Genomic DNA, 23578 nt, shown 5'->3' with positions numbered 1-23578 from the left:
GACACTCGTCCCTAGGGGTGAATGTCCGGGACCGGGAGTAACCCGTCCGCGGTCAGCGGAAGGACCGCAGGCGCAGGCTGTTGGCGACCACGAACACCGACGACAGCGCCATCGCCCCGCCGGCGATCATCGGGGTGAGCAGCCCGGCGGCCGCGACGGGCAGGGCCGCGACGTTGTAGGCGAACGCCCAGAACAGGTTGCCCCGGATCGTGCCGAGGGTGCGCCGCGACAGCCGTACGGCGTCGGCCGCGACCCGCAGGTCGCCGCGCACCAGCGTCAGGTTGGCCGCGGCGATCGCGGCATCGGTGCCGGTGCCCATCGCGATGCCGAGGTCGGCGGTGGCCAGCGCCGCGGCGTCGTTGACCCCGTCGCCGACCATCGCGACCACGCGGCCCTGCGCCTGCAGGTCGCGGACGACCTCGACCTTGCCCTCCGGCAGCACGCCGGCGACGACGCGGTCGATGCCCACCTCGCGCGCGACCGACTCGGCGACGCGCTCGTGGTCGCCGGTCAGCAGCACCGGCTCGAGCCCGAGGTCGCGCAGGCGGCGCACCGCCTCGGCGGAGGTCGGCTTGACGGTGTCGGCGACGGCGAGCACGCCGCGGGCGCGCCCGTCCCAGCCGACGACCACGGCGGTGCGTCCGCGGCCGCGTGCGGCGTCGAGGGCGTCGGCGACGGCGGTCGGCACCTCGAGCCCCTCGTCGGTGAGCAGCTCCGGGCGGCCCACGACGACGTCGTGACCCTCGACCCGGCCGCGCACGCCGAGCCCCTCGCGGTTGCGGAAGCCCTCGACCTCGGGGTGGGGTCCGGGACCTGCGACCGCTCGGGCGATCGGGTGCTCCGATCCGGCCTCGAGCGCCGCCGCGAGCCGGCGCACGTCGGCCGGGGACTCGCCCTCGACCACCACGACGTCGACGAGCGCGAGCTCGCCGGTGGTGACGGTGCCGGTCTTGTCGAGCACCACCGTGTCGACGCGACGGGTGGACTCGAGCACCTCGGGACCCCGGATGAGGACGCCGAGCTGGGCCCCGCGACCCGTGCCGACCATGAGCGCCGTCGGCGTGGCCAGACCGAGCGCGCAGGGGCAGGCGATGATCAGCACCGCGACGGCCGCGGTGAACGCCGTGGCGGCGCCGGCGCCCGCGAGCAGCCAGCCGACCAGGGTCAGCGCGGCGAGCGCGATGACGGTGGGCACGAAGACACCGGAGACCCGGTCGGCGAGGCGCTGGGCGCGGGTCTTGCCCTGCTGTGCCTCCTCGACGAGCCGGGCCATCCGCGACAGCTGGGTGTCGGCGCCGACCCGGTCGGCGCGCACGACGAGCCGTCCCGAGGTGTTGACCGTGCCGCCGACGACCGCGGCGCCGGGACCGACCTCGACCGGCACGGTCTCGCCCGAGACCAGCGATGCGTCCAGCGCCGACGCCCCCGACTCGACGGTCCCGTCGGTCGCGACCGTCTCGCCCGGTCGCACCACGAAGCGGTCGTCGACACCGAGCGACCCGACGGGCACCCGGGTCTCGACCCCGTCGCGCAGGACGGCGACGTCCTTGGCGCCGAGGGTCATCAGCGCGCGCAGCGCCTCACCCGCGCGGCGCTTCGAGCGCCGCTCGAACCACCGCCCGGCCAGCAGGAACGTCGTCACCGCGGTCGCGGCCTCGAAGTAGACCTGGTCGAGCCCGTCCGAGCGCTCGAGGCTCAGCTCGAGGCGGTGGGTCATGCCGATGGTCCCGGCGTCGCCCACGAGCAGCGCGACCAACGACCACAGGTAGGCCGCCAGCACGCCGAGCGAGACCAGGGTGTCCATGGTCGTCGCGCCGTGGCGCAGGTTGACCGCAGCCGCCCGGTGGAAGGGCCAGGCCCCCCAGGCGACGACCGGCGTCGCCAGGGCCAGGGAGATCCACTGCCAGCCGTCGACCTGCCAGGCCGGCACCATCGCGAGCGCGACGACCGGGAGCGTGAGCACCGCCGAGACGACGAGCCGGCGACGGAGCGCGTCGAGCCCGGCGTCGCGGTCGGGCTCGCCCTCGGCGGACTCGGGTCGCGGCATCGTGGCGGCGTACCCCGCGGCGGAGACGGTGGCGAGCAGGTCGTCGGCGGTGACCGGCTCGGCGAAGGTGACGTGGGCCTTCTCCGTGGCGTAGTTGACGCTCGCGCTGACGCCGTCGAGCTTGTTGAGCTTGCGCTCGATCCGGTTGGCGCACGACGCGCAGGTCATCCCGGTGATGTCGAGGTCGACCTCGGCGAGCGCGTCGGTCGTCGAGGCCATGTCAGTCCACCTCGTAGCCGGCTTCCTCGACGGCGGCCGCGACGGCGGCGGGGTCGAGGGGTGCGGTCGAGGTCACGACGACCTCGCCGCTGACGTGGTCGGCGCTCACCTCAGTGACGCCGTCGAGCTCGCCGATCTCCTCGCGCACCGAGGCCTCGCAGTGGCCGCAGGTCATCCCGCGGACGGCGTACGTCGTGCGGACGGGGGCGCTCACGAGCGCACCAGCCGGGCGATCGCGCCGAGGGCCTCGTCGACCTTCTCCTGCCCCTCGCGCTCCCCTGCGCGGGCGGCGTCGACGACGCAGTGGTGCAGGTGGTCCTCGAGGAGACCGAGGGAGACCGCGTGCAGCGCCTTGGTCACCGCAGCGACCTGGGTGAGCACGTCGATGCAGTACTGGTCCTCCTCGACCATGCGCTGCAGCCCGCGGGTCTGCCCCTCGATGCGACGCAGCCTCTTGAGCACGTCGTCCTTGCGGTGGGTGTAGCCGTGCACCGTCTCGTCCATGCCTCCTACCCTACCCCCCCAGGGTATGAAGACAAGGACGAGCAGTAAGGGGCTGAGCCAGCGGCCGAGCCGGGGTCAGAGCTCGCGGTCGACGCCGAGGATCCGGTCGATCTCGTCGGACGTCAGGTGCTCGTCGGCCTCGCTGGCCGCGATGATCAGGTTGGTGGTCAGCTCGACCTCGCCGAGCAGGTCAGCGTCCTCGAGCGTCACGTCGAACTGGTCGTGCACCCTGATGCCCCCTCTGCGCACTGGTCAGGCTCCGATCCGGTAGGCCGGCACGGTCGTCCTGCGACGTCCACTGCCGGTACCCAAGAGTATCTCCGGCGACCCGCCCGGACAGTGATCCGATCGGGTGGTGGGGGCACCACCCGGACAGCACACGAGGCCCCACCCGGGCGGGTAGGGCCTCGTGCGTCAGTCGATCAGCAGTCGACGTCGAGTCGACCAGTCAGTCCTCAGACAGGACGGACGTTCTCCGCCTGGGGGCCCTTGGGACCCTGGGTGACGTCGAACTCGACCTTCTGGTTCTCGTCCAGGGACTTGTAGCCCTGGGTCTGGATCGCCGAGTAGTGCACGAAGACGTCGTCGCCGCCGTCCTCCTGTGCGATGAAGCCGAAACCCTTCTCGGCGTTGAACCACTTCACGGTGCCTTGAGCCATTGCTCGGTTACTCCTCAAACGGGGTTGTGGGACCGCCACTTCGACGGCCCGACAATCGATGCGGGAAACTCGTCGCTCGACCCGCGGGGCAACCCACAAGCAGAACGCCGTTGGATCACGAACTCCACCGGCGTGTTGTACCAGCTGGAAGTCGCACCTCTTGCTGCGACGACCATACCCCGCCGGGCCGCCGAGAGCACCCGTGCGCAGCGCCCTTCCCACGCGCCGGACGGCCGGGCCGCTCGCCGTCCGTCCCGCGGACTGCGCTCCAGCGTCAGGCGCACCACTCACGAGCCCGCCGTCTGTCACCGTTCTGTGGATCTCAGATGGCTCATTCGTGGAGATTGTCCAGACCGCTGGGCGCCACGATCGTCACATCAGCCCCAGAAACCTCATCCAGACACGATTTTGTCGTGCGAACGGACTAGCCCCACGTGACTACTGCTCCGGCGGGAGCATGAGCAGTAACAGAACGTCCTCACCAGGCGTTACCAAGACGCCAATCTTGTGGACGTGGCCGAACCCCAGGCCACGAGATCCCCGGTCCACCGTCGTGAAACCCCAGCCGCACGCGGCTCACGACCCGGACCACGAGACCCCACTGGATGGCCCCGATGTCCACGAAGCTCCGCTCCTCCGCCCGCCTGGCTCTCGTCGCCTTCGCCGTGGCGGCCTCCTCCGTCGCCCTTCCCCAGACGGCCCAGGCCGCCGGCGCCACGACCTACTACGTCTCGCCCAGCGGCAACGACTCCAACGCCGGCACCTCCCCCGGCTCGCCGATCCGCACCCTCGGCCGCGCGTCGGGCCTGGGCCTCAACCCCGGCGACTCCGTGCTCCTGCAGGGCGGCGCGACGTTCTCCGGCAAGCTCGCGGTCTGGCGCAACGGCGCGGCCGGCAACCCGATCACGGTCGGCTCGTACGGCACCGGCCGCGCGATCGTCACCGGCGACTGCCTCGAGGTCGGCGGCTCCTACGTCACGATGCGGGACCTGACGATCACGGGCTGCACCAGCAACGGCATCTGGACCAACGGCACCGGCAACGTCGTCACCGGCGTCGAGGCCACCCACAACATCCACGGCATCGACGTGGGCCCCCAGTCCAAGAACACCCAGATCGTCTCGAACTACCTGCACCACAACGACCGCATGGCGCCCAACACCCCCGGCGCCTTCGACGACTACGGCGCGGTCGGCGTCGTGGTGGAGGGCGACGGCACCGAGGTCGCCTACAACACCATCACGGACAACTGGGCGCCCTCGGCCGACTTCGGCACCGACGGCTCCGCGGTCGAGATCTACGGCGGCATCGGCACCTCGGTGCACCACAACCTCGCGAGCAACAACCGCACCTTCACCGAGCTCGGCAACAAGCGCTCCGCCAACACCGTCTACGCCTACAACCAGGTCACCTCGAGCCTGACCGAGAGCGAGTTCCTCATCACCCGCGGCGACCGCGACTACTTCGGTCCCGTCGCCGGCACCCGGGCCGAGAACAACTCCGTCCAGCTCACCGGCGCCAAGAGCCTCGGCTTCTCCTGCTACGCCGGCTGCACCCCGACGTACTTCTCCCTCTCCAACAACGTGCTCGACGTCGCCGGTCGCATCGGCTACCTCGAGGGCTCGATGACCGGCGGCAACAACGTCTACTGGCGCGGCAGCATGGGCGGTCTCAAGCTCATGCCCGGCGACCGCTACGTCGACCCCGGGTTCAAGCCCGGCACGCTCGTCCCCACCTCGACCAGCCCCCTCGTCGACGTCGCCACCCAGCCGCTGATGGACAGCGACCTCAAGGGCACCCAGACCGGCGTCGACGGCAACGGCGACGGCAAGTCGGGCGCCGACATCGGTGCCTACGAGGTCAAGAGCAAGGACGGCAAGCAGGGCAAGTCGGGCAAGTCCGGCAAGGGCAAGAAGGGCAAGGGCGGCAAGAAGGACGGCAAGAAGGCCGGCAAGGGCTCGAAGGACGGCAAGAAGGCCGGCCACGGCAAGTCCGGCAAGTCCGGCAAGAGCGGCAAGTCCGGCAAGGGCAAGCACCGCCACTGAGACCTGGTCCGCGGGACCCCAGGGGTCGGGGTCCCGCGGATCGGCAGCACCGCGCTGACGCGGCCGTCACAGCCACAACTCCACAGACCTGGTGTGCGGGACCCCCAGGGGTCGGGGTCCCGCACACCGGAACCGAGGGCTCGGAGCCTCCACTCCGCTCCTCGACCGGGAGCCTCCACTCCCGACGGTCCCCGCCTCCCGCGACCGCCCGGGGGTGGCGGGAGGTGGGGACCGACCACACAGACGATGTCCCGGCTCAGGGGTGGGCCGGGACATCGTCACGTCTGCGCCCGGATCGCAGGCGGGTACGCCGCGTGGCCGCCGGCCGCCTTCGGCTCGTAGGCTGGGCCCGGGCCCTTAGCTCAGTTGGTAGAGCGTCGGACTTTTAATCCGCTGGTCGTCGGTTCGAGCCCGACAGGGCCTACTCGTCACCCGCTCCCGCCGAGCCGTCCCCGCAACTGTGCCGCGACCGGCTCGGGGTCGACACCGAGGGAGGCGACCCACGCCGGGTCGTAGTAGGTGTCGCGGTAGCGCTCGCCGCGGTCGCACATCAGGGTCACCACGCTGCCGCGCTCGCCGCGGGCGACCATCTCCTCGATCAGCTCGAGGGCGACGACGAGGTTGGTGCCGGTGGAGGGACCGGGCGCGGTGCCGAGGCGTTCGTGGACCACGTGCATGGCCGCGATGGAGGCGGCGTCGGGCACGGTGCGGACCAGGTCGACGATCTCGGGGAGGAACGACGCCTCGACGCGCGGGCGGCCGATGCCCTCGATGCGCGAGCCCGGTCCAGTGACCGTGCGGTCACCGGTGCGCCAGGCCTGCTCGTAGACCGAGCCCTCGGGGTCGCCGACGGCGATCCGGGTGCGCGTGCCGTGGTAGCGGGCGTAGCGCGCGATGGTCGCGCCGGTCCCGCCCGTGCCGGCGCCCACGACGATCCAGCTCGGCTCCGGGTGGGGCTCGTCGGCCATCTGCTCGTAGATCGAGCAGGCGATGTTGTTGTTGCCGCGCCAGTCGGTGGCGGTGGCGGCGTTGCCGAACTGGTCGAGGTAGTAGCCACCGGCCTCCTCCGCGATCCGCTCGGCCTCGGCGTAGACCTCACCGGCCGTGGCGACCGTCGCGCACGTGCCGCCGTACTCCTCGATGAGCTCGATCTTGCGGCGGCTGGTCGACTCCGGGACGACCGCGACGAAGGGCAGTCCCAGCAGGCGCGCGAAGTAGGCCTCCGAGACGGCGGTGGACCCGCTCGAGGCCTCGGTGACGGTCGTGCCCTCGGTGATGCGGCCGCCGACCAGGCCGTAGAGGAACAGCGAGCGGGCCAGCCGGTGCTTGAGCGAGCCGGTGGGGTGCGACGACTCGTCCTTGACGTAGAGCTCGACACCCCAGTGCGCGGGCAGCGGGAAGCGGAGCAGGTGGGTGTCGGCGCTGCGGGTCGCGTCGGCGTTGATCTGCCGGATCGCGTGCGTGACCCAGGCTCGGCTCGAGCTCACGGTGTGCCTCCTCGGGGCTGGTCGGACCCGCCCGAGGTTAGGCCTCAGAGCCGCACGAAGGTGAAGTAGCCGCCGTCGACGGCGTCGAGGAGCAGGGGGAGCGTGGTGCGCGAGCCGTCGGGGCGGCGCTCCTGCGACAGCGACGGCCAGTGGCGGGCCCGGACGCGCGAGTAGGCGACCACGTCGGCGTGGTCGTAGGGCTCGAGCGCGAGCCAGGCCGGGCGGACCTCGCCGGCGAGGGCGGCGTCGACCCAGGGGGCGCCGGTCGCCGCGGTGAGGTAGAAGCTCACTGATTCCGACGTGGGGCCGGTCTGCACCCCCAGCTCGCGGCGCAGCTCGCGCCACAGCCGCTTCTCCTTGAAGGCGTCGAGCTCACCGGCCGGCTCCCAGTCGGGCGCCGCCACCGGGCAGCTGCGGGCCGGCCCCTCGTGCTCGCTCACCCAGATCCGTCGTGCCACAGCCGTGCCCCCTCGAGACCCGTTCCCACGACAGGTCGCGGTCCCAGCATGCCGCGTCCAGGCCGCGCTGACACCACCCGCCCGGCCGGTCCCGGGACTGCGGGCTCAGCGCTCCGGAGTCTCCTGGTGGTCGCTCTCGCGGCGCCCGGGACGGTGACCGGGTAGGTGGTCCGCGCCCACCAGGTACGCCGCCGGTCCGGCCGGCTCGCCGCGGCCGCCGCGGGCGAGCCAGGCCCCCATCGGGTCCGGGTCGCGGCGTTCGAGCTCGGCGAGCAACGCGCCGCGCGCCTCGACGACGGCGAGGTGCTGCTCGACGTCCGAGGCGGCCGTGAGGCCGGCCGCGCTCTTGCGCCACAGGCCGCACAGCTGAGCGGAGTCGAGGCCGGCGAGGGCGCTCGACGCCGGGCGGGCCCGCTCGAGAGGAGCCGCGCCGAGGGCGGCCCAGGACGGCGGCGCGGCTGTCGCGTGGCGCCGCAGGAGGGTGCGCAACCGCTCGCGCCACCTGCTCACGACGACCTCACCATCCCTGCTCCCGAGACGTCGCGGCGGGCACGTCGCGACCGGTCCAGGGTAGGCAGCCGAGCGGCCCGAGCCGAATCGTGCGGGACTGGTGCGGGGCCGGTGCGGGGCCGGTGCAAGGGTCAGTGCAGGGTCAGTGCCAGCACGGTCGTGTCGTCGTCACCGGCGCCCGGCACCGAGGTGATGAGGTGGGCGGCCCAGTCCTCGAGCGGCTGCCCGCCGGGGCCGGTCACGCCGAGCTCCCGCAGCTTGCTGGAGGCGTCGACGGCGTCGTCGCCACGACGCTCGACCAGACCGTCGGTGTAGAGCACGAGGGTCTCGCCCGGGCGCAGCTCGACCTGGGCGGCGCGCCCGTGTCCCGCGCCGACACCGAGCAGCGGCCGCGACGGGACGTCGACCTCCCGCACCCCGTCGGGGCCGAAGACCAGCGGGGCGGTGTGGCCCGCGCTGCTGAGCTCGACGAGACCGGTCCGCGGGTCGAGCACGGCCACGACGGCGGTCGCCACCTGGTCGGGCAGCAGGTCGACGACCATCTCGTCGAGCTGGTCGAGCGCGTGGCCGGCGTCGGCACCGCCGTGCAGGTGGGCCCGCAGGGCGGCGCGCATCTGGGTCATCGCACCGACCGCCTCGACGCCGTGACCGGCGACGTCACCCACGACGAAGGCGATGCGACCGTCGCCGAAGCGCACGGCGTCCCACCAGTCGCCACCGAGCTGGTAGGAGCTGGCCGACTCGTAGCGGACCGCGAGCTCGAGCCCCGGGAACTGCGGCACGGTCTGCGGCAGCACGGTGCGCTGCAGCGACTCGGCCACGGCGATCTGCTCGCGCGAGCGCTGGAGGATGAGGCCGTTCATGAACGTGCGCAGCGCGCGGGCCGCGTCGAGCTCCCACGGCTCCCAGGGGGCGGTGCGACCGCGCACGACCTCGCGCCACAGGTCGAAGGACTTGCGGGGTGAGAGCCGCACCTCCTCGCCCTCGGCCTGCGAGATCTCCTTGTTGTGCGGGTCGCCGCCCCAGTCGACGATCTCCGGCAGCTCGGCGCGCAGCCACAGGACCCAGCTGTCGGGGTTGGAACCGATCCCGAGGGCACCCGCGGCCACGTCGCTCACCAGGCCCAGCGCCGGGTCGAGCTCGCTGAGCGACTCGCTGCCCGCCGGCTCGCCGTACGGCGCACGGAGGATCCGCTCGGCGATGCGGCGCAGCGCAGGCTCGTCGGGGACCTGCCCGCGGGTCGTGATCTCGTCGTTGAAGCACATCGCGACACCGGTCGCCCGGCACAGGTCGAGCAGCTCGGGGTCGCCGATCAGCCGCTCCACCGGGGACTGCTCGGAGGCGGAGACGCGGGCGGTGATCCGGTTGACGCGCGCCTGGCTGGTCAGCGCGTCCTCGCGGGCCTCGGCCCGCTCGAGCTCGGCGATCTGCGAGGAGGCGACCTGGCCGAGGAACTCCGCCGCCGAGCGGGCGTCCTGGCTGGGCCGGTGCGGGCCGGCGTAGTGGTGGCAGGCCACCAGGCCCCAGAGCTTGCCGTCGATCACGATCGAGATCGACATCGAGGAGGTGACGCCCATGTTGCCGAGGTACTCGAGGTGGATCGGCGAGACGCTGCGCAGGGTGGAGTGGGTGAGGTCGAGCGGCTCCCCCGTGCCCGGGACCAGCACCGGGTGCAGGTGGACCGGCTCGTAGTCGACGTCGGCGATCAGCCGCGTCCAGTTGATCGTGTAGAGCCGGCGGGCCTGGGCCGGGATGTCGGTGGCGGGGTAGTGCAGACCGAGGTAGGCGTTGAGGTCATCGCGCCTCTCCTCGGCGACGACCTCGCCGTTCCAGTTGCGGTCGAAGCGGTAGACCATCACCCGGTCGAAGCCGGTCAGCGAGCGGATCTCGATCGCGAGCTGGGCGAGGAGGCCGTCGACACGGTGCCACGCGGCGAGCCGCGCCATCGCGGCGCGGGCGGACTGGTACGACAGCAGGGTGGAGCGGGGCCGGCCGAGGGTCTCGACCTCCAGGACGACGAGGCCGCCCGAGCGGTGCAGCGAGAGGTCCACCTCGGCGCCGCCGAGGCTCCCCCCGAGCTCGGCGGGCAGGGTCAGGATGAGCGGCTCACGCGGCGCCCACTCCTCCACGCGGATCCGGACCTGGCGCGCGGCGTGCTCGCCGAGCAGCTGCTCGAGGTCGGCACCCAGTGCCTGCTCCCGGCTCGTGCCGAGCATCGGCCCGATGTTGGACGAGACGACGACGGGCCGCAGGGCCTCGTCGAGGGCCATCAGGACGCCGTGGGGCTGGATCGCGCCCGGCACGTGGATCGGCTCCCGGTCACAGGTCGAGAGGTCGACCGCCCCGTACGCGGGGGTGTGGGAGACGGCGGAGGACACGCATCACCCTAACCCCGGACCCCCGGTCCCGCGGGCCAGCGGCTCACTCCGGCCCCGGCCCGAAGGGGTGGAGTCCACGACTCCCCGACTGTCGGTGCCCGACGTTAGCGTGCTCGTGTGAGCACCGAGACCACCCCGACACCGCCCTCGACCGGACCGGCCGGCGCCTCCTCCGGGGACCAGGGCCTGGACCGCGGCGTCCTGCTCGTCGCCGGCGTCGTGGTGCTGGGCGCGATCATGTCGATCCTCGACATCACCGTCGTGTCCGTCGCGCAGCCGACCTTCCAGCGCGACTTCGACGCGACCCCGGCCGAGACCGCCTGGACCATGACGGGCTACACCCTGGCCCTGGCCACCGTCATCCCGCTCAGCGGCTGGGCGGCCGACCGGTTCGGCACCAAGCGGCTCTACATGCTGGCGCTGCTGCTGTTCGCGGCCGGCTCCGCGCTGTGCGCGGCGGCCACCAGCATCGAGATGCTCACGGCGTTCCGGGTGCTGCAGGGGCTGGGCGGCGGCATGCTGATGCCGGTCGGCATGACGATCATGACCCGCGCCGCCGGCCCCGACCGGGTGGGACGGGTGATGGCCGTGCTCGGCGTCCCGATGCTGCTCGGCCCGATCTTCGGTCCGATCCTCGGCGGCTGGCTCATCGACGTGGCCTCGTGGCACTGGATCTTCCTCATCAACATCCCCATCGGGATCGCCGCGCTGGTCTACGCGGCGCGCATCCTGCCGCGCGACGAGGTGGTCCCCTCCGAGCGCTTCGACTTCGTCGGCATGCTGCTGCTCTCCCCCGGGCTCGCGCTGTTCCTCTTCGGGGTCTCCTCGATCCCGGAGGAGGGCACCGTGATGAGCGCCCGGGTGCTGGGCACGGCGATCGTCGGCCTCGCCCTGGTCGCGGCGTTCGTGGTGCGCTTCTTCGCCCGCGACCTCGAGCACCCGCTCATCGACCTGCGCCTGTTCGCCAACCCGCGGCTGACCGTCGCCGTGGTCGCGATGAGCCTGTTCGCGATCGCCTTCTTCGGCGCGAGCCTGCTCTTCCCGCAGTACTTCCTCCTGATCCGCGGCGAGTCGACGCTCAGCGCCGGCCTGCTGCTCGCCCCTCAGGGCATCGGCGCGATGGTGACGATGCCGGTCGCGGGTGTGCTCACCGACCGGATCGGCCCCGGCAAGATCGTGATCGCCGGCATCGCCCTGATCGTGGCCGGCATGGCCGTCTTCACCCAGGTCGGCCCCGACACCTCCTACCTGCTGCTGCTCGGCGCCCTGTTCGTGATGGGGCTCGGCATGGGCGGCACGATGATGCCGATCATGACCTCGGCGCTGCAGACGCTGCGCGACCACGAGATCGCCCGCGGCTCGACGATGATGAACATCACCCAGCAGGTCGCCGCCTCGATCGGCACCGCGATCTTCTCGGTGCTGCTGACCAACAGCTTCGCCGACGACCCGAGCATCTACCCGGCGATCTCGTCGTGGGCCGACCCGTCGATCGCCCAGCAGGTGCCGGGCGCGGCGATCGCCGCAGGGCTGCAGGCCGGGGCCGACGCGTTCGGCAGCGCCTTCGTCGTCGGGACGATCCTGGTCGCCGTCTGCCTGGTGCCGGCGTTCTTCCTGCCGCGCCGGCGTCCCACGCGCGAGATCGACCCCGCCGCGATGATGGGGCACTGACGGCTCACCGAGGTCGGCCCGACCTCGAGGGGTGGGGTCCGGGTCGGAGGGCTGGCGGCATGATGGCGTCATGACCCAGGCGCCGACGGTGAGCACCTTCGAGGGGGTGGGCGGCACGCCCATCACCTACGACACCTACGAGCCGGGCCCACACTCCAGCAGCGAGGTGCGCGGCATCGCCCTCATCACCCACGGGGTCGCCGAGCACGCCGGCCGCTACGCCCACGTCGCCGAGCGCCTGCGTGCCCTGGGCCTGCGCGTCGTGGTCCCCGACCATCGCGGACACGGTCGCTCGGGCGGCAAGCGCCTCGTCGTGCGCGACCTCTCGGAGTTCACCGACGACCTCGAGACGCTGCGCCGCCGCGTCGCCGAGCCCGGCCTGCCGACGTACCTCATCGGCCACAGCATGGGCGGCTGCATCGCGCTCGACTACGCCCTCGACCACCAGGACGACCTCGACGGTCTCGTCCTCTCGGCGCCCGCCGTGCTGCCCGGCGACGACATCAACCCGCTGATGGTGCGCCTGGCCAAGGTGGTCGGTCGCTTGGTGCCGGGGCTGCCCGGCCAGAAGCTCAGCTCCTCGGCTGTCTCGCGCGACCCCGCCGTCGTCGCGGCCTACGACGCCGACCCGCTCGTCCACCACGGCCCACTGACCGCCGGCATCGGCGGGGCGATGCTGCGCGCGATGGACTCCTTCCCCGGGCGGCTGCCCGCCCTGCAGGTGCCGCTGCTCGTGCTCACCGGCACCGCCGACACCCTCGTGAAGCCCGAGGGCGCCGCCCTCGTCGAACGCCTCGCGGGCTCGCGCGACAAGACCCTGAAGACCTACACCGGGCTCTTCCACGAGGTCTTCAACGAGCCCGAGAAGGAGCAGGTCCTCGGCGACCTCGTCGCCTGGCTGCGGGCGCGGCTGGAGGACCGGCCCGTGCCAGATTCACCGGGTACCCGGTGAAACTCACGCTTCCCGCACGAAACTTCAACCGGGAAGCGTGAGTTCCATCTGGTCAGTCCAGGCGATCCGCCAGTTTCCCCGGGTACCCGGTGAAACTCACGCTTCCCGCACGAAACTCCGGCCAGGAAGCGTGAGTTCCGTCTGGTCAGTTCCGGCGAGCCGCGGCCCGGCTCAGGCCGCGGGGGTCACCCGGAGCAGCTGGTCGTCACCCTCGCCGTTGTCGGTGGTGACGTAGAGCGCGCCGTCGGTGCCGAGCTGCGGGGTGCGGATGCGGCCGTAGTCCTCGAGCTCCGGGAGCCGGAACTGCTCGACCAGCGCGCCCTGGTCGTCGAGGCGCAGGGCGAGGACGCCGGTGTCCTTCTGGACGCCGAGCAGGAGCAGGCCGTCGTAGGCGCCCCACTGCTCGCCGTCGAGGAAGGTGATGCCGCAGACCGCGATGGTGGGGTCGCCGGAGGACCACACCGCCTCGATCGCGCCGGGGATGTCGGTGTCGGTCATCGGCACGCTCTCGTCGTAGACCCCGTCGCCGACCGGGTCCCAGCCGTAGTTGCCGCCGTCGACGGCGAGGTTGACCTCGTCGTCGACGCGGCTGCCCTGCTCGGCGGTGAAGACCCGGCCCGTGCCCGGCTGCACGGCCACGCCCTGGACGTTGCGGTGGCCGTAGCCGATGACGGTGGGGGTGCCGGTGGCCATGTCGACGCGCAGCAGCTTGCCGGCCAGGGTGTCGAGGTCCTGCGGGTTGGTGCCGATGGCGTTGTCACCGGTGCCGACCAGCATCGAGCCGTCGGTGTCGAAGCGCAGACGACAGCCGCCGTGGCGCCCGGAGTCGCGGTTGACCGGGATCTCGCCCACCAGCGGGTCGGCGAAGCGGGTGGCCTCGGTCCAGCCCGCGTCGACGGTCCAGCCGACGACCTCGATGGCCGGTCCGCCGTCGGCACCGCCGTCGACCGAGCCCTGGCAGGTGTAGAAGCGGCGGTTGTCGGCGAACGCCGGGTCGAGGACCAGCCCCATCTGGCCGGTCTCGCCCGTCGCGAAGAGGTCGTCGAGGTCGGCCGCCACCTGCTGCGACGTGCCGTCCGGCAGCACGGCGGTGAACCCGCCGGCGCGCTCGTCGAGCAGCAGGGTGCCGTCGGGGGCCTGGGCGACGTCCCAGGGGTGGTCGAGGCCGTCGAGCACCGTCTCGACCTGCAGCGTCGGCGCGTCGTTCGGCGCGCTGGTCGGCGCCGGTCCGATCCCGTCGGCGGTCGCGCTGCCGCTGTCGCCGGTGTCGTCGCCCCCGCAGCCGGCGAGGAGGGCGCTCGCGGAGAGCAGGGCGGTCGTCGCGGCCAGCAGGCGTGCTCTCACCCCACCATCATCCGGGGCCGGTCCAACCGCTGGGGCGTGACTCTTCAACCCCCGTGGGAGCAGGCGTGGGGTCGCGCGGAGCTGGCAAGGCGGAGGAGCCCGCCGTGGCAGCGCCACGGCGGGCGACGACAACGCCGTCCAGGTCCGATGCGACGCCGCGCGGGCGACCGCGTGGGTTGGAGAGCCACGCCCTAGAGCAGGCTGGCGTCCAGGTCGCGGCACAGCGGCTCACGGTCGGCCACGACCGTGAACCACGCCGTGGTCTTGGGGAGCTCGTAGCGCACGACGTAGCGCAAGGCAGCCAGGTCGCCGGGCGAGCCGGCGCGGGCGGCGACGTCGAGCCAGACCCAGGCGACGACGACGTGGCCGAACCCCTGGAGGAAGAGGGTGGCGTTGGGAAGGGCGTCGGCGGGGTCGCCGGTCGCCCACCCTGACCGCGCCGTGGCGACCGCCTCGGCCCAGGCGTCGTCCACCGCGGCGGCCTCCTCGCCGAGACCGGCCTCGCGGGCGAGGGCGACCGTGGCCTCGACGCGGCGGCCGAGGGCGGCGAGGAGGGCCCCGCCCTCCTGGGTGACCTTGCGGCCGAGCAGGTCGAGCGCCTGGATGCCGTGGGTGCCCTCGTGGATCATGTTGAGCCGGTTGTCGCGCCAGTACTGCTCGACCGGGAAGTCGCGGGTGTAGCCCGAGCCGCCCATGACCTGGATGGCCAGGCTGTTGGCCTCCAGGCACCACTCGCTGGGCCAGCTCTTCACCACCGGGGTCAGCACCTCCAGCACCTGCGTCGCCTCGGCGGCCTCATCAGGCGTGCCGGTGGCCTGCTCGTCGAGCAGGCGCGCGGCGTACAGCCCGAGGGCGATGCCGCCCTCGGCGTAGGCCTTCTGGGCCAGCAGCATCCGGCGCACGTCGGCGTGGTCGACGAGCGCGACCTGCGGTGCGGTGGCGTCCTTGCCGGTGCGGGTGACCGGCCGACCCTGCCGGCGCTCGCGCGCGTAGTCGAGGGACGCCGAGAACCCGGCATAGCCCAGGGCGGAGGCGGCCAGGCCGATCTCGATGCGAGCGGCGTTCATCATGTGGAACATCTGCCGCAGGCCCTGCCCGGGCTCACCGATGCGGTAGCCGATGGCGCCCGCGGAGCCGCGCGGAGTGTGCCCACCGTCGCCGAACGCAAGCGCGGTGTTGGGGGTGCCACGCCAGCCGAGCTTGTGGTTGAGCCCGATCAGCGTCACGTCGTTGCGCTCGCCCAGGGCGCCGTCGGGCTCGACGAGGACCTTGGGCACGACGAACAGCGAGATGCCGCGCGTGCTCGGGTCGACCACGCCGTCGGGTCCGGGGACCTTGGCCAGCACCAGGTGGACGATGTTGTCCGTCAGGTCGTGCTCCGCGGCGCTGATCCACATCTTGTTGCCGGTGATCCGGTAGCGCGGGCCGAGCGGGTCGTCCTCGGAGCCCTCCCCGTCGGGGACGGCGCGGGTGGTGATGTCGGAGAGCGACGAGCCGGCCTGCGACTCCGAGAGGCACATCGTGCCGCTCCACTCCCCCGACAGCTCGCGCAGCGCGAAGACCTCGCGCTGGGTGGGCGAGCCGTGGGCGAGCAGCAGCGAGGCGTTGGCCTCGGTGAGCATCCCGGGCACCAGGCCCACCGAGGCCGAGCCGAGCACGACCTTGGTCGCGAAGTCGACCGTGCGGGGCAGCTGCAGCCCGCCGTCGGCCTCGTCGTGGGCGGCGGAGAGGAACCCCGTCTCGACGTACGCCGCCCACGCGTCGTGGGTCTCGCGCGGCAGCACGACCCGGCCGTCCTCGAAGGCCGGCTCCTGGTCGTCGATGACCCGGTTGGCCGGCTCGAAGTGCTGGGCGGCGATCGCCCCGGCGGCGCCCAGCAGGTCCTCGAGGCCCGCCCGGTCGTGGTCGGCGTAGCGCGGCCGGCTGAGCAGGTCGTCGACCTCGAGCCAGTCGAAGAGCAGGTGGGTCAGGGTCGGCAGCAGGCGGTCCTGCAGGGCGCTCACCCGGCCAGTGTGCCGCGTGGGCCGCGCGGTCGGGATCAGCCGGCCCCGCCCGCTCGCCGGGCGGCGATCTCGGTGGCGCCCCAGACCGCGACGGGGCCGAGGTCGTCGAAGCGGTCCTCGGTCAGCCGGGTGCTCGGGCCCCAGAGGCTGACGACCGCGACGAGGCGGCCGGACGCGTCGAGGACCGGCGCCGAGACGCCCCAGGCGGAGGCCTCGAACTCGCCCCGGCACACCGCCCACCCGCGCTCGCGGGTGGCGGCGAGCTCGACGGAGAGCTCCTCGACGGAGGTGATCGTGGTGTCGGTGTGGCGCGGCAGCAGCCCGTCGGGGGCGTCGAGGAGCAACCGGGCGTCGGCGGGGTCGGACCAGGCCAGCAGCACCTTGCCCGTCGACGTCGCGTGCACGGAGACCTCGCGCCCGCGCCAGCCGGCGGAGACCACGGCGGCCGGGCTCGCCTCGGCGACGTAGGTGAGGGCGCCCGCGCGCATCACGGCGAGTGCCGCGGTCTCGCCGCTGCGGGTGGCGAGTCGCTCGAGCACGACCTGCGCGGCCCGGGCGAGCGGCGCGTCGCCGACCTGGGAGGCGAGGTCGAGGAGGCCGAAGCCGAGCGACCACCAGCCCGTCACCCGGTCCAGGGTGACCAGGCGGTGCCGGGCGAGGGTGTTGAGCAGCCGCCAGGTGGTGGTGCGGTTGAGTCCCACGGCCTCGGCCAGGGCGGTCGCCGACGCGGCCGGACCCCGGGCCGCCGCGACGGCCTCGAGCAGCACGGCGGCGCGATCCACCGACTGCACCCGCGTGGCCGGCGTACGACGCCCGACGGTCTGGGTCATGGCTTTCCTGTCCTGCGCGGGTCATTGACCCCCGCACCACCTCGCTCTATGTTCCCTAGATCACCACACGCCGTTCGCATCGTGCAACAGGGGAGTCGCTCAGTGAACAGAAACCAGCGCATCAACCTCGGGCCGGGCTTCTCCCGGCGCCAGCTGCTGAAGTACTCCGGCCTCGGTGCGGCGGCAGTCGCCGGCGGCAGCCTGCTCAGCGCGTGCGGCGGTGACGGCGGCGGCAGCGGCGGGGGCAACGGAGGCGGCGGGCCCCAGGGCTCCGGCGGCCAGCTCATCCACGGCGGCACCGGTGGTGGCGCCAAGGACACCCTCGACCCGCACCAGCCGGTGACCGCGGTCGACATCGCCCGGGTCAGCAACCTCTACGAGCCGCTGCTGTTCTGGAACAACAACTACGAGCTCGAGCCCGCGCTGGCCGAGTCGGTGGAGCCGTCCGCGGACGCCCTCACCTGGACCATCACGATGCGTCAGGGCGTCACCTTCCACAACGGACAGCCGGTCACCGCCGACGACGCCTGGAAGTCGATCCAGCGGGTCGCCGACCCCGACGCGCCGCTGTCCGCGGGCGGTCAGCTGAGCCAGATCATCGACTTCTCCTCGACCAAGGTCGTCGACGAGACGACGCTCCAGCTGGTCCTGAACACGCCCTACGCGATCCTCGACTCGCTGCTCGCGGAGTACACCCTGGGCATCATCCCCGGCGGCGAGTTCGACCCGACGAACCCGATCGGCACCGGCGCCTTCAAGTACGAGTCGTTCCAGGCCGGCACCACCAGCACGTTCGGCAAGTACGCCGACTACTGGGGCGACGCGGCGTTCGTCGACAGCCTGGTCATCCAGGACTTCTCCGACGACAACGCCAAGGTCAACGCGCTGCAGGCCGGCCAGGTCCAGACGATCGACAACCTGCCCTACAACCTCATCGACACGATCAAGGGCACCGGCGGCGTGCTGACCGCCGAGGGCGGCCAGTGGGTGCCGTTCACGATGCGGGTCGACCAGGCGCCGTTCGACGACGTCCGGGTCCGCCAGGCGATGCGCCTGATCGTCGACCGCCAGGCGATGATCGACCAGACCCTGAGCGGCTACGGCTCGCTCGGCAACGACATGTACGCCCCGCTCGACCCGGCGTACGCCTCCGACCTCCCGCAGCGCGAGCAGGACATCGACCAGGCCAAGTCCCTGCTGCAGCAGGCGGGCGTCGACGGGCTGCAGGTCGAGCTGTTCACCGGCGACGACATCGGGTCGGTCGCCGTGCCGGCCGCGAACCTGTTCGCCGAGCAGGCGAAGGCCGCCGGCGTCGACGTCAAGGTCACGAAGAAGAACCCGTTCTACGACGACGACTACCTGTCCTACACCTTCGCGCAGGACTTCTGGAACACCCGCAACTACATCCCCCAGGCCGTCGTCGGCACCTACCCGCCGAAGCTCGGCGGCACCTACAACGAGACCCACTGGGACAACGCGGACCACCGGGGCCTGGTGGACGCGGCGGCCCAGGAGCTCGACGAGGCGAAGCGGACCGACCTCCTGCAGCAGGCGCAGGAGATCGAGTACAACGAGGGCGGCTACATCATCTGGGGCTTCCGCCAGCAGGTCGACGGCTTCGGCCAGAACGTCCAGGGCCTCGAGCCGAGCAAGTACCTCCCGCTCGGCAACTACAAGTTCAACAAGGTCTCGGTCGCCTGACATGACCCAGGAAGCGACACTCCCGGATCCGCTCGTGGAGGTCGCACCTCCGAAGGGACGCTCCGGCGGGGCGGCGTGGGGCCTCTGGCTCGCACGCCGCCTCGGCCTGGCGGTCCTGACCCTGTGGCTCGTCTCGGTCGTCGTCTTCCTCGCCACGGCCGCCCTCGGCGACCCGGTCCGCGCCATCCTCGGCCGTGACTACGACTCCAACGTCGCCCGTCGCCAGCAGCTCGAGGCCCAGCTGGGTGTGGGCGACTCGATCGTGAGCCGGTACGTCGACTGGCTCGGCGGGCTGGTGCGAGGAGACTTCGGCACCTCGCTGGCCAACCAGCTCCCGGTCGGCACCCAGATCTCCAGCACCGTGGCCAACACGCTGGTGCTGGTGCTCCTCTCGGCGCTGGTGATGATCCCCCTGGCCTTCGGCATCGCGATGGTCTCGGCGCACTACCGGCGCAAGCGGCCCGACACCGTCATCCAGACGATCCTGCTGGCGCTGGCCGGCGTGCCCGAGTTCGTCACCGGGATCCTGCTCGTCGCGGTGTTCTCGACCTCGGTGTTCAACGTCCTCCCGGCCGTCACGCTCGTCGCCCCCGGGGCCAGCCCTTGGGACGAGCCCAAGGGCATGGTGCTGCCGGTCGCGACGCTGGTGGTCGCCGTGACGCCGTACGTCTCACGGATCGTGCGGGCCACGCTGCTCGAGGTCCTCGACAGCGACTACGTCGAGCTGGCCCGGCTCAAGGGCATCCCCGAGCCGGTCGTGATGCGCAAGCACGCACTGCTGAACGCGATCGTCCCGGGCATCCAGGTCATCGCGCTGCAGCTGGCCTGGCTGGCCGGCGGCGTGGTGCTCGTGGAGACCCTGTTCTCCTACCCCGGCGTCGGCAAGCAGCTCGTCGACGCGGTCCGCAACCACGACGTCCCGGTGGTGCAGGCGCTCAGCATGATCATCGCCGGCGTCTACATCGTGGTGAACCTGGTCGCCGACCTGCTCTCCATCCTGCTGACCCCCCGAGCGAGGACGGCGATCTCCTCATGAGTGCTGCGACCACTCCAGGCACCGCATCGGCCGGGGCCGGCGCGACCGGCCCGGCGCCCGAGAGCTTCTTCCGCAAGGCGCTGAGGCAGAAGCGGTTCGCCTTCGGCTTCTCCCTGACGCTGGCGATCGTGGTCTTCGCGGTCGTCGCGCCGTTCCTCTCGCCGTTCGGCGAGAAGGAGACCGCGGGCCCGCCGTACTCCCCGGACGGGATCTTCGGCACCGACTACCTCGGCCAGGACGTGCTCAGCCGCCTCATGCACGGGGGTCAGTCGATCCTGGTGATCTCGGTGCTCGCCACCCTGCTGGGCATGGTGGTCGGGGTCCTCGTCGGCGTCATCGCGGCGTACGCCGGCGGCTGGTGGGACGAGGTGATCATGCGGCTCAACGACGTCGTGCTCGCCTTCCCGCAGATCCTGCTCGCCCTGGTCGTGCTCACCGCCCTGCAGGACCCGGGTGCGTGGGTGATCGTGGTGCTCATCGGCATCTCCCACGCCCCGCGCGTGGCCCGGGTCTCCCGCGGCGTGGCGCTCGGCATCGTCTCGCGCGACTTCGTGGTCGCGGCCGAGGCGCTGGGCGAACGGCGCTCGCGGGTCATCGTGGCCGAGGTGCTCCCGAACATGACCGGGCCGCTGCTGGCCGAGGCAGGCCTGCGGCTGACGTACTCCATCGGCGTCGTAGCCTCCCTCGGCTTCCTCGGCTTCGCGGCCGACCCGGGTGCGGCCAACTGGGGCCAGATGATCTTCGAGAACCGCCTCGGACTGCAGACCCAGCCCTGGGCGGTCGTGGCGCCGGTGCTGGTCATCGGCATCTTCACCGTCGCGACGAACCTCATGGCCGACGGGCTCGCGCAGGCCAGCCAGAAGGGCGACTGACATGACCACGACCACCTCCGAGTCCGAGCACCAGGTCCGCAGGACCGCCGGGCTGGTCATCGAGGGCCTCGGCGTCAGCCTGACCGGCAGCCACGTCGACGTCGTCGACGACATCGACCTGGTGCTCAAGCCCGGCGAGGTCGTCGGCCTGGTCGGCGAGTCCGGCTCCGGCAAGACCACCGTCGGCACCTCGCTGCTGGCCTACTCCCGCGCCGGCGCGGAGATCTCCTCGGGCAAGGTGGTGCTGGAGGACCGCGACGTCCTCTCGCTGCCGTGGAAGGAGGTCCGCAAGCTGCGCGGCGAGGAGATCGCCTACGTCCCGCAGGACCCGGCCTCCGCGCTCAACCCGAGCATCCGCATCGGCAAGCAGCTCGTCGAGCTGCAGCAGCTGCGCGGCATCGGCACCAGCGAGTCGCGGCTGCAGGCGGCCCGCGACGGCCTCACCGAGGTGGGGCTGCCCAGCGACGACGAGTTCCTGCGCCGCTACGCCCACCAGCTCTCCGGCGGGCAGGTGCAGCGCGTCGCGCTGGCGATGGCGTTCCTGCCCAAGCCCAAGGTGCTCGTCCTCGACGAGCCCACCACCGGCCTCGACGTCACCACGCAGAAGATGGTGCTCGACACGATGGCCGAGCTCTGCCGGACCTACGGCGTCAGCGCGCTCTACGTCACCCACGACCTCGCGGTCGTCGCCAACATCGCCGACCGGGTCGCGGTGATGTACGCCGGCCAGATCGCCGAGCTCGGGCCTCGCGACACCATCTTCGCCAACCCGTCGCACCCCTACACGAGGGCGCTGCTCGACTCGATCCCGCACCTCAGCCAGGCCCGCGCCCTCAAGGGCATCCCGGGCCGCACGCCGTCCCCGGGCCGCCGCCCGGACGGCTGTCGGTTCAACGACCGCTGCGCGTTCGTGGTCGACCGGTGCCGCACCGAGGTGCCGGCACTGCGCACGGTGGCGCCGGAGCACGAGGTGCGCTGCCACCGCGTCGGGGAGATCGGCACCTGGGACATCAACATCGGCACCGTCCCCGACGCCGACCCCGACCGCCCGCGCGAGGTGATCCTCTCGGTCGAGGGCCTCAACGTCTTCTACGGCCGCAAGCAGGTCGTCCACGACGTCACCTTCGACCTGGCCAAGGGCGAGGTCGTCGCGCTGGTCGGCGAGTCCGGCAGCGGCAAGACGACCATCTCCCGCTCGGTCGGCGGACTGCACAAGGAGTGGACCGGCTCGCTGACCTTCGAGGGTCGCGAGCTGGCCAGGAGCGCCCGTCAGCGCAGCGCCGAGGACCGCCGCCGGATGCAGTACATCTTCCAGAACCCCTACCTCTCGCTGAACCCGCGCCTGACGATCGAGCAGATCATCAAGCGGCCCATGGAGCTGTTCGGTCTGGCCAAGGGCAAGGAGGCCACCGACCGCGTGGTCGAGCTGATGGGCCAGGTCGCCCTGGGCCCGCAGATGCTGCACTACCAGGCCAGCCGGCTCTCCGGCGGTGAGCGGCAGCGCGTGGCGATCGCCCGGGCGCTGGCCGCCGAGCCCGACGTGATGATCTGCGACGAGATCACCTCGGCGCTCGACGTGTCGGTGCAGGGCTCGATCGTGGAGCTGCTCGAGGGCCTGCGCCTGGAGCGCGGCATCAGCATGCTGTTCGTGACCCACAACCTCGCGCTGGTCCGCTCGATCGCGGCGCGCGTGGAGATCCTGCAGGCCGGCTCGGTCGTCGAGTCCGGCCCGGTCGCCACCGTCATGGACACCCCGCGGGAGGAGTACACCCGCACCCTGCTCTCCAACAGCCCACGGATCGACTGACGTCCCCTTGCTCACCGAGCTGGTCTTCGCCGACCCGCACCTGGTGGCGGGCGGGTCGCCGCACGCGGTCGTGCCGGCCGCCGGTGGCGTCGAGCTGCCGGCTGCCGCGCGGCCGCTCGACGTACGCCGGGTCGAGGTGGTCGGGGCCGGCACCGTGCGCGGGCTCGAGGACTGGCTCGCCGAGACCTGGGCGACCTCCCTCGTGGTGGTGCACGACGGGGAGGTCGTCCACGAGTGGTACGCCGAGGGCCACGGTCCGCAGACGCTCTTCCTGGGTGCCTCGATGACCAAGTCGGTGCTCGGGGTGCTCGTCGAGCGGGCGCTCGACCTCGACGCCGCCGTCGTCGACCTGGTGCCCGAGCTCGGCGGCAGCGGGTACGCCGGCACACGGGTCCGCGACCTGCTCACCATGACCAGCGGCGTGGGGTGGGTCGAGGACCACCGCGACCCCGACAGCCTCGCCTCCCGCCTGGTCGGCTGCTTCCACGGCGGCGGCGACTCGCGCGCACTGCTGCGCGAGGTGCCGGCGGGGGTCGCGCCCGGCACCCGCTGGACCTACTGCACCGCCGACTCGCAGGTGCTCGACTGGGCGCGCGAGCGGGCGACCGGGCGGACCTTCGTCGAGGACCTCACCGCGCAGTGGCGCGAGGCCGGCTGCACCCGCGACGCGGTCGTCGCGCTCGACGGCGCCGGCGTCGCGATGGCCGGCGGCGGTCTCGCGTCGACCGCCCGCGACTGGGCGCGGCTCGCCGCGCTGGTGGGCCCCGAGGCCGCGCGGCCGGCGTACGACATCACGCGGGTCAGCCGGCTGCCCAGCACGATCACGTCGTTCGCCGGCTTCGGGCGGCACTGGTGGCCCATGGACGACCACGGTCACCGCGTCACGGCCGACGGCAGCCGTGGCCAGTTCGCCTGCACCGACCTGCGCACCGGGACGGTCGTCGTGAAGACCTCGCTGTGGCCCTACGCCGACCCGTGGGTCGACCGCCAGGCGCGCGACCTCAGCTACCTCGGCCTGCACGCCCTGCTCGACGCCGTGACCTGACGCTCCTCCC

General features: G+C 72.4%; 20 protein-coding genes and 1 tRNA gene. 9 read left to right on the top strand and 12 right to left on the bottom strand.

The window, feature by feature from the left end:
- Positions 1 to 52: 52 nt before the first annotated feature.
- The 5 genes from GRQ65_RS09920 to GRQ65_RS09905 form a co-directional block, all read right to left on the bottom strand.
- Complete coding sequence (locus GRQ65_RS09920) at positions 53 to 2266, bottom strand: heavy metal translocating P-type ATPase (RefSeq protein WP_160877725.1); 2214 nt, start codon at positions 2264 to 2266, stop codon at positions 53 to 55.
- Position 2267: 1 nt separating this feature from the next.
- Complete coding sequence (locus GRQ65_RS09915) at positions 2268 to 2480, bottom strand: heavy-metal-associated domain-containing protein (RefSeq protein WP_337191609.1); 213 nt, start codon at positions 2478 to 2480, stop codon at positions 2268 to 2270.
- Positions 2477 to 2770 carry a metal-sensitive transcriptional regulator gene (locus GRQ65_RS09910; RefSeq protein ID WP_160877723.1) on the bottom strand — a complete coding sequence of 98 codons (294 nt, stop codon included), beginning with the start codon at positions 2768 to 2770 and terminating at the stop codon, positions 2477 to 2479. The genes GRQ65_RS09915 and GRQ65_RS09910 overlap by 4 nt, the downstream gene beginning before the upstream one ends.
- Before the next feature lie 75 nt (positions 2771 to 2845).
- Entirely contained in the window at positions 2846 to 2998 is a 153-nt protein-coding gene (locus GRQ65_RS22145; protein WP_202387953.1) for a hypothetical protein, read from the bottom strand.
- Positions 2999 to 3225: 227 nt separating this feature from the next.
- Positions 3226 to 3429, bottom strand: coding sequence for a cold-shock protein (locus GRQ65_RS09905; protein WP_056863399.1), 204 nt, complete (start codon positions 3427 to 3429; stop codon positions 3226 to 3228).
- 614 nt (positions 3430 to 4043) lie between these two features.
- On the opposite strand from GRQ65_RS09905, the gene GRQ65_RS09900 reads away from it, so the two are divergent.
- Positions 4044 to 5474: a right-handed parallel beta-helix repeat-containing protein gene (locus GRQ65_RS09900; RefSeq protein ID WP_160877721.1), complete on the top strand. Its 1431-nt coding sequence runs from the start codon at positions 4044 to 4046 to the stop codon at positions 5472 to 5474.
- Between the two features lie 351 nt (positions 5475 to 5825).
- A tRNA-Lys gene (locus GRQ65_RS09895) sits at positions 5826 to 5898 on the top strand.
- A 4-nt stretch (positions 5899 to 5902) separates the two neighbouring features.
- Here GRQ65_RS09895 and GRQ65_RS09890 read toward each other — a convergent pair.
- The 4 genes from GRQ65_RS09890 to GRQ65_RS23965 form a co-directional block, all read right to left on the bottom strand.
- On the bottom strand, positions 5903 to 6961 hold the full coding sequence (locus tag GRQ65_RS09890; protein ID WP_160877719.1) for a pyridoxal-phosphate dependent enzyme: 1059 nt from the start codon (positions 6959 to 6961) through the stop codon (positions 5903 to 5905).
- A gap of 44 nt (positions 6962 to 7005) precedes the next feature.
- Positions 7006 to 7419, bottom strand: coding sequence for a hypothetical protein (locus GRQ65_RS09885; RefSeq protein ID WP_160877717.1), 414 nt, complete (start codon positions 7417 to 7419; stop codon positions 7006 to 7008).
- A 105-nt stretch (positions 7420 to 7524) separates the two neighbouring features.
- Positions 7525 to 7929 carry a hypothetical protein gene (locus GRQ65_RS09880; RefSeq protein ID WP_160877715.1) on the bottom strand — a complete coding sequence of 135 codons (405 nt, stop codon included), beginning with the start codon at positions 7927 to 7929 and terminating at the stop codon, positions 7525 to 7527.
- Positions 7930 to 8060: 131 nt separating this feature from the next.
- Complete coding sequence (locus GRQ65_RS23965; RefSeq protein ID WP_160877713.1) at positions 8061 to 10307, bottom strand: SpoIIE family protein phosphatase; 2247 nt, start codon at positions 10305 to 10307, stop codon at positions 8061 to 8063.
- Between the two features lie 117 nt (positions 10308 to 10424).
- On the opposite strand from GRQ65_RS23965, the gene GRQ65_RS09870 reads away from it, so the two are divergent.
- Positions 10425 to 11978, top strand: coding sequence for a DHA2 family efflux MFS transporter permease subunit (locus GRQ65_RS09870; protein WP_337191608.1), 1554 nt, complete (start codon positions 10425 to 10427; stop codon positions 11976 to 11978).
- A gap of 70 nt (positions 11979 to 12048) precedes the next feature.
- Complete coding sequence (locus tag GRQ65_RS09865; protein ID WP_160877711.1) at positions 12049 to 12930, top strand: alpha/beta hydrolase; 882 nt, start codon at positions 12049 to 12051, stop codon at positions 12928 to 12930.
- Positions 12931 to 13101: 171 nt separating this feature from the next.
- On the opposite strand, the gene GRQ65_RS09860 is transcribed toward GRQ65_RS09865, so the two are convergent.
- The 3 genes from GRQ65_RS09860 to GRQ65_RS09850 all read right to left on the bottom strand — a co-directional run bounded on the left by GRQ65_RS09860 (position 13102) and on the right by GRQ65_RS09850 (position 17107).
- Positions 13102 to 14274 (bottom strand): PQQ-dependent sugar dehydrogenase, encoded by a 1173-nt coding sequence (locus tag GRQ65_RS09860; protein WP_160877709.1) that lies wholly within the window; start codon positions 14272 to 14274, stop codon positions 13102 to 13104.
- Positions 14275 to 14465: 191 nt separating this feature from the next.
- A complete protein-coding gene (locus GRQ65_RS09855; RefSeq protein ID WP_160877707.1) occupies positions 14466 to 16277 on the bottom strand; it encodes an acyl-CoA dehydrogenase family protein in 1812 nt (603 codons plus the stop codon).
- Between the two features lie 35 nt (positions 16278 to 16312).
- The gene (locus GRQ65_RS09850) at positions 16313 to 17107 is read right to left on the bottom strand and encodes an IclR family transcriptional regulator (protein ID WP_160877705.1); all 795 of its coding nucleotides are present in this window, start codon (positions 17105 to 17107) and stop codon (positions 16313 to 16315) included.
- A gap of 102 nt (positions 17108 to 17209) precedes the next feature.
- On the opposite strand from GRQ65_RS09850, the gene GRQ65_RS09845 reads away from it, so the two are divergent.
- From GRQ65_RS09845 to GRQ65_RS09825, 5 genes are read left to right on the top strand one after another with little or no spacing between them, the layout of a single operon-like run.
- On the top strand, positions 17210 to 18808 hold the full coding sequence (locus GRQ65_RS09845; RefSeq protein ID WP_202387871.1) for an ABC transporter substrate-binding protein: 1599 nt from the start codon (positions 17210 to 17212) through the stop codon (positions 18806 to 18808).
- A 34-nt stretch (positions 18809 to 18842) separates the two neighbouring features.
- Positions 18843 to 19844, top strand: coding sequence for an ABC transporter permease subunit (locus tag GRQ65_RS23960; RefSeq protein WP_202387870.1), 1002 nt, complete (start codon positions 18843 to 18845; stop codon positions 19842 to 19844).
- Positions 19841 to 20716, top strand: a complete 876-nt coding sequence (locus GRQ65_RS09835; protein WP_160877701.1) for an ABC transporter permease — start codon at positions 19841 to 19843, stop codon at positions 20714 to 20716. The genes GRQ65_RS23960 and GRQ65_RS09835 overlap by 4 nt, the downstream gene beginning before the upstream one ends.
- A gap of 1 nt (position 20717) precedes the next feature.
- Positions 20718 to 22523, top strand: coding sequence for an ABC transporter ATP-binding protein (locus GRQ65_RS09830; protein ID WP_160877699.1), 1806 nt, complete (start codon positions 20718 to 20720; stop codon positions 22521 to 22523).
- A 7-nt stretch (positions 22524 to 22530) separates the two neighbouring features.
- Positions 22531 to 23568: a serine hydrolase domain-containing protein gene (locus tag GRQ65_RS09825; protein WP_160877697.1), complete on the top strand. Its 1038-nt coding sequence runs from the start codon at positions 22531 to 22533 to the stop codon at positions 23566 to 23568.
- The last annotated feature ends 10 nt before the right edge of the window (positions 23569 to 23578 follow it).

The sequence above is a fragment of the Nocardioides flavescens genome, from assembly GCF_009823805.1.
Classification (GTDB): Bacteria; Actinomycetota; Actinomycetes; order Propionibacteriales; family Nocardioidaceae; genus Nocardioides; species Nocardioides flavescens.
The sequence above is the reverse complement of the archived record's forward strand: the minus strand, read 5'-3'. Positions and strand labels throughout refer to the sequence as shown.